This window comes from Streptomyces sp. NPDC054863 (genome assembly GCF_053610825.1).
In genome coordinates this window covers 1-4,037 of record NZ_JBSGZD010000458.1, presented here as the reverse complement: position 1 = coordinate 4,037, position 4,037 = coordinate 1, and the positions used below count along the sequence as shown (strand labels likewise).

The 4,037-nt window shown below is 72.4% G+C and carries 6 protein-coding genes; 4 read left to right on the top strand and 2 right to left on the bottom strand.

Annotated features, from left to right (window positions below):
• Together ACWGIG_RS37535 and ACWGIG_RS37530 are read right to left on the bottom strand one after the other, a co-directional pair.
• The coding region (locus ACWGIG_RS37535; RefSeq protein WP_453326205.1) for a ferritin-like domain-containing protein at positions 1–314 on the bottom strand (314 nt) is incomplete at its 3' end.
• The gene (locus tag ACWGIG_RS37530; RefSeq protein WP_453326204.1) at positions 311–811 is read right to left on the bottom strand and encodes a hypothetical protein; all 501 of its coding nucleotides are present in this window, start codon (positions 809–811) and stop codon (positions 311–313) included. The genes ACWGIG_RS37530 and ACWGIG_RS37535, both read right to left, overlap by 4 nt.
• A 154-nt stretch (positions 812–965) precedes the next feature.
• Here ACWGIG_RS37530 and rimP point away from each other — a divergent pair, with 154 nt between their 5' ends.
• The 4 genes from rimP to ACWGIG_RS37510 form a co-directional block, all read left to right on the top strand.
• Complete coding sequence (gene rimP / locus ACWGIG_RS37525) at positions 966–1,487, top strand: ribosome maturation factor RimP (RefSeq protein ID WP_453326203.1); 522 nt, start codon at positions 966–968, stop codon at positions 1,485–1,487.
• 2 nt (positions 1,488–1,489) lie between these two features.
• Complete coding sequence (nusA, locus tag ACWGIG_RS37520; RefSeq protein WP_453326202.1) at positions 1,490–2,551, top strand: transcription termination factor NusA; 1,062 nt, start codon at positions 1,490–1,492, stop codon at positions 2,549–2,551.
• A gap of 120 nt (positions 2,552–2,671) precedes the next feature.
• A complete protein-coding gene (locus ACWGIG_RS37515) occupies positions 2,672–2,962 on the top strand; it encodes a YlxR family protein (RefSeq protein WP_453326201.1) in 291 nt (96 codons plus the stop codon).
• 155 nt (positions 2,963–3,117) lie between these two features.
• Positions 3,118–4,037, top strand: a 920-nt coding sequence (locus ACWGIG_RS37510; protein WP_453326200.1) for a translation initiation factor IF-2 N-terminal domain-containing protein, incomplete at its 3' end; no start/stop codon positions are given.

Here is a 4,037-nt window from a genome sequence, read left to right as displayed (position 1 = left end):
GGGGCCGCTGCGGCGCGCACCAGGTCCGCGTACACCCCGGCCACCCGGCCCTCCAGCACGGCGGCCAGCTTCGCCGCCGACGCGGGGTCCGGCACCGGGAACGGCAGCGCGTACGCCGCCTCCGCGACCACCGGCTTCCCGCCCAGGTCGTGCACCGTGCGGGCCAGCGCGTCGCGCCGCGAGCGGTGCGCGTCGTACGCCTCGCGCGCCTCGGTCCGGCGCTGCTCGCCGAGCCGGCCGCCCACGACCCCGTAGCCGTACACCGCCGCGTGCTCGGCGGCGAGCGCGGCCTGCACCGCGTCCAGGGTGCTCATGCGGAAGCTCCGTCCGTCAGCAGGTACACGTGCACGGCGCCCGCCGCCGCGACCGACGCCAGCAGCCGGGCCAGCTCCGGGGTGGCCGGGACCACCGCGGCCAGGTGTGCGTCGGAGGCCCGCTGCTCGGCCTCGGCCAGTTCCCGCACCGCGGCCCTCGCGTCGGTGGCCACGGTCACCGGCGCGGTCCCGGCGCCCGCCCGCCCGGTGCCGCGCAGGACCTTCGCCTGCCGGGCGACCTCCGCGCGCAGCGGCTTCAGGCGCGCGGCCTCGCCGGGGTGCTTCTTGAGCAGGGCGTCGTAGTGGGCGAGCAGGTCCGTGCTGGTACGGGCCGCGGTCTCGCGCAGGTGCAGCGCGGCCTTCCGCACGGCCGTGCTCGGCTGCGTGCCGGCGGAACCGGAAGAAGAAGTACCGCCGTCCGAGCAGCCGGCCAGCAGGCCCGCCGCGGCGGCCCCGCTCCAGGCCAGTGCACGTCGGCGAGTGGTGGGCGTGCGCACTGTGTCCGTCTCCCTCGGTCCCCGGGTGATCACCGCAGGCGAGCGTACCCGTGGTGTCCGGCAGACGGACGGCAACACCCCTCCGGACCGGATACCCTTTGACCTGACACACGACGAAACAGACAACAGCACACGCGGCCGAGGAGTCACCCGGATGAGCACCACCCAGAGCGACAGGCTGCGCGAACTGCTGGAACCGCTGGTCGCCGCCAAGGACCTGGACCTTGAAGAGATCGAGGTGTCCAAGGCAGGCAGGCGCCGGGTGCTGCGGATCGTCGTGGACTCCGAAGAGGGCGTCGAGCTCGACGCGTGTGCCGAGGTCAGCCGTGCGATCTCCGAGAAGCTCGACGAGAGCGACGTGATGGGCGACGAGGAGTACGTCCTCGAAGTCGGCTCCCCGGGCGCGGACCGCCCGCTCACCGAGCACCGCCACTACGTACGGGCCACCGGCCGCCTCGCGAAGCTCACGCTGAGCGACGGCGCCGAGCTGATTGCCCGGATCCTCGTCGTCGACGAGGACGGACTCGACCTGGAAGTGCCGGGCGTGAAGGGGCGCAAGCCCACCGCCCGCCGCGTGGAATTCGCCGACATCGCGAAGGCCCGCATCGAGGTCGAGTTCAACCGCAAGGACCAGAACGAAGAAGACGTGAACGACGAGAAGGAAGAGGAGGCGTAGCCGTGGACATCGACATGAGCGCCCTGCGGGGTCTGGTACGGGAGAAGGAGATCTCCTTCGAGGTACTGGTCGAGGCGATCGAGCAGGCCCTCCTCATCGCCTACCACCGCACCGACGGCAGTTTCCGCCGGGCCCGCGTGAAGCTCGACCGTGAGAGCGGCTCGATCACGGTGTGGGCGAAGGAGGACCCGGCGGACCTCGAAGAGGGCCAGGAGCCCAAGGAGTTCGACGACACCCCGGACGACTTCGGCCGCATCGCCGCCAGCACCGCCAAGCAGGTCATCCTGCAGCGTCTGCGCGACGCCGAGGACGACCAGACCTTCGGCGAGTACGCCGGCATCGAGGGCGAGGTCGTCGTCGGCCTGGTCCAGCAGGGCAAGGACCCGAAGAACGTCCTCGTCGACATCGGCAAGCTGGAGGCCATCCTGCCGGTGCAGGAGCAGGTCCCCGGCGAGGAGTACACGCACGGCCTGCGCCTGCGCACCTTCGTCGTCCGCGTCGCCAAGGGCGTCCGCGGTCCCTCCGTGACCCTGTCGCGCACGCACCCCAACCTGGTGAAGAAGCTCTTCGCGCTGGAGGTCCCGGAGATCGCCGACGGTTCGGTGGTCATCGAGGCCATCGCCCGCGAGGCCGGTCACCGCACCAAGATCGCGGTCCGCTCGACGCGCTCCGGCATCAACCCCAAGGGCGCCTGCATCGGCCCGATGGGCAGCCGTGTGCGCAATGTCATGGCGGAGCTGCACGGCGAGAAGATCGACATCGTCGACTGGTCCGACGACCCGGCCGAGATGGTGGCCAACGCGCTGTCCCCGGCCCGCGTCTCCAGGGTCGAGGTCGTCGACATGTCGACGCGCTCCGCCCGGGTGACCGTCCCGGACTACCAGCTGTCGCTCGCCATCGGCAAGGAGGGCCAGAACGCCCGCCTGGCCGCCCGCCTCACGGGCTGGCGCATCGACATCCGCCCCGACACCGAGGAGCTCGGTGAGGGCGAGGAGCCGGGCGAGTACCGCCGTGAAAGCCGTGACAGCGGTGAAGGGCGTGACCGCCGGGACGACCGCGGCTGAACGCGTCGTACGTCGTGATGTGAGCCCGGGTGAGACCCGGGCCACATCGTTTTTTGGACCAACAGGTTTTCGATTCTTGCCCCAAAGGGGTGAGGTCGGTGCGGGGAGGTAGACTTAGTCGTGTCTGGCCAAACGCATACCGGCGCATGCCCTGAGCGAACCTGTGTGGGTTGCAGGGAGCGAGCGGCCAAGAGCGATCTGCTGCGCATCGTGATGATCGAGGGTGAATGTGTCCCCGATCCTCGCGGTACGCTGCCCGGCCGGGGTGCTTACGTACACCCCGCCTCTGCCTGTTACGACCTGGCGGTCCGCCGCAGGGCGTTTCCCCGGGCCTTTCGGGGCCAGGGGCCGCTGGATACCGCGCCACTGGAGAAATACGTGGCGCAGTACGTCGAGCAGGCGACACCGTAAGACGCACCAAACGAACGGCACGGGTCCCCGTGCGGTCAGGTACCTCGCGAGTTGGAAGTAGGTCGAGATTGCGATGAGCACTCGATGAGTACGCGATGAGTACGCCCATGAAGTAGCGACGGTCCGGCGTTCAACCCGGACCTAAAAGGAGCGAAGTGGCTAAGGTCCGGGTATACGAACTCGCCAAGGAGTTCGGTGTGGAGAGCAAGGTCGTCATGGCCAAGCTCCAAGAACTTGGTGAATTCGTCCGTTCGGCGTCCTCGACGATCGAGGCGCCGGTTGTACGCAAGTTGACTGACGCACTGCAGGGTCCCGGCGGCAACGCCGGCAAGTCCGCAGCAAAGCCCGGCGCGCCCCGCAAGGCGACGCCTGCCAAGCCCGCGGCCCCGTCCGCGGCGACCCCGGCTCCGGCGGCTCCCCGCCCCGGCGCCCCCAAGCCCGGCGTACCGGCCCCCAAGCCGGCCGCTGCCGAGGCCCCCAAGAGCGAGCCCACGGCCCCCGCCGCGACCCCGGCCCCGGCCGCCGGTCCGCGTCCGGGCCCCAAGCCCGCAGTGGCCAAGCCGGCCCCGGTCACCCCGGTGCCGCAGGCGGAGTTCTCGGCTCCCGAGCCGGCCCAGAGCGCTCCGGCCGAGAACGCCGCTCCGGCAGCGGCCCCGGCCGCGCGTCCCGCCGGTGCCACTCCCGGTCCGCGTCCGGCCCGTCCGGCCCCGGCCCAGCGTGACAGCGCCCCCCGTGAGGGAGGCCAGCGCGACAACCGTGGTGGCGAGCGCGGCGGCGAGCGTCCCGCACGCCCCGCAGGCCAGGGCGCCCCGCGTCCCGGCGGTGCCCGTCCCTCGGGTCCCCGCCCCGGCAACAACCCCTTCACCTCCGGCGGTTCCACCGGCATGGCGCGCCCGCAGGCGCCCCGTCCGGGTGGCACCCCCCGTCCCGGCGGTGCCGGTGCGCCCGGTGGCGCCCCGCGTCCGCAGGGCGGCCCCGGCGGCGCTCCGCGTCCGCAGGGTGGCCAGGGCGGCGCCGGCCGTCCGCGCCCCGGTGGCATGCCCCGCCCGCAGGGCGGCGCCCCGCGTCCCGGTGG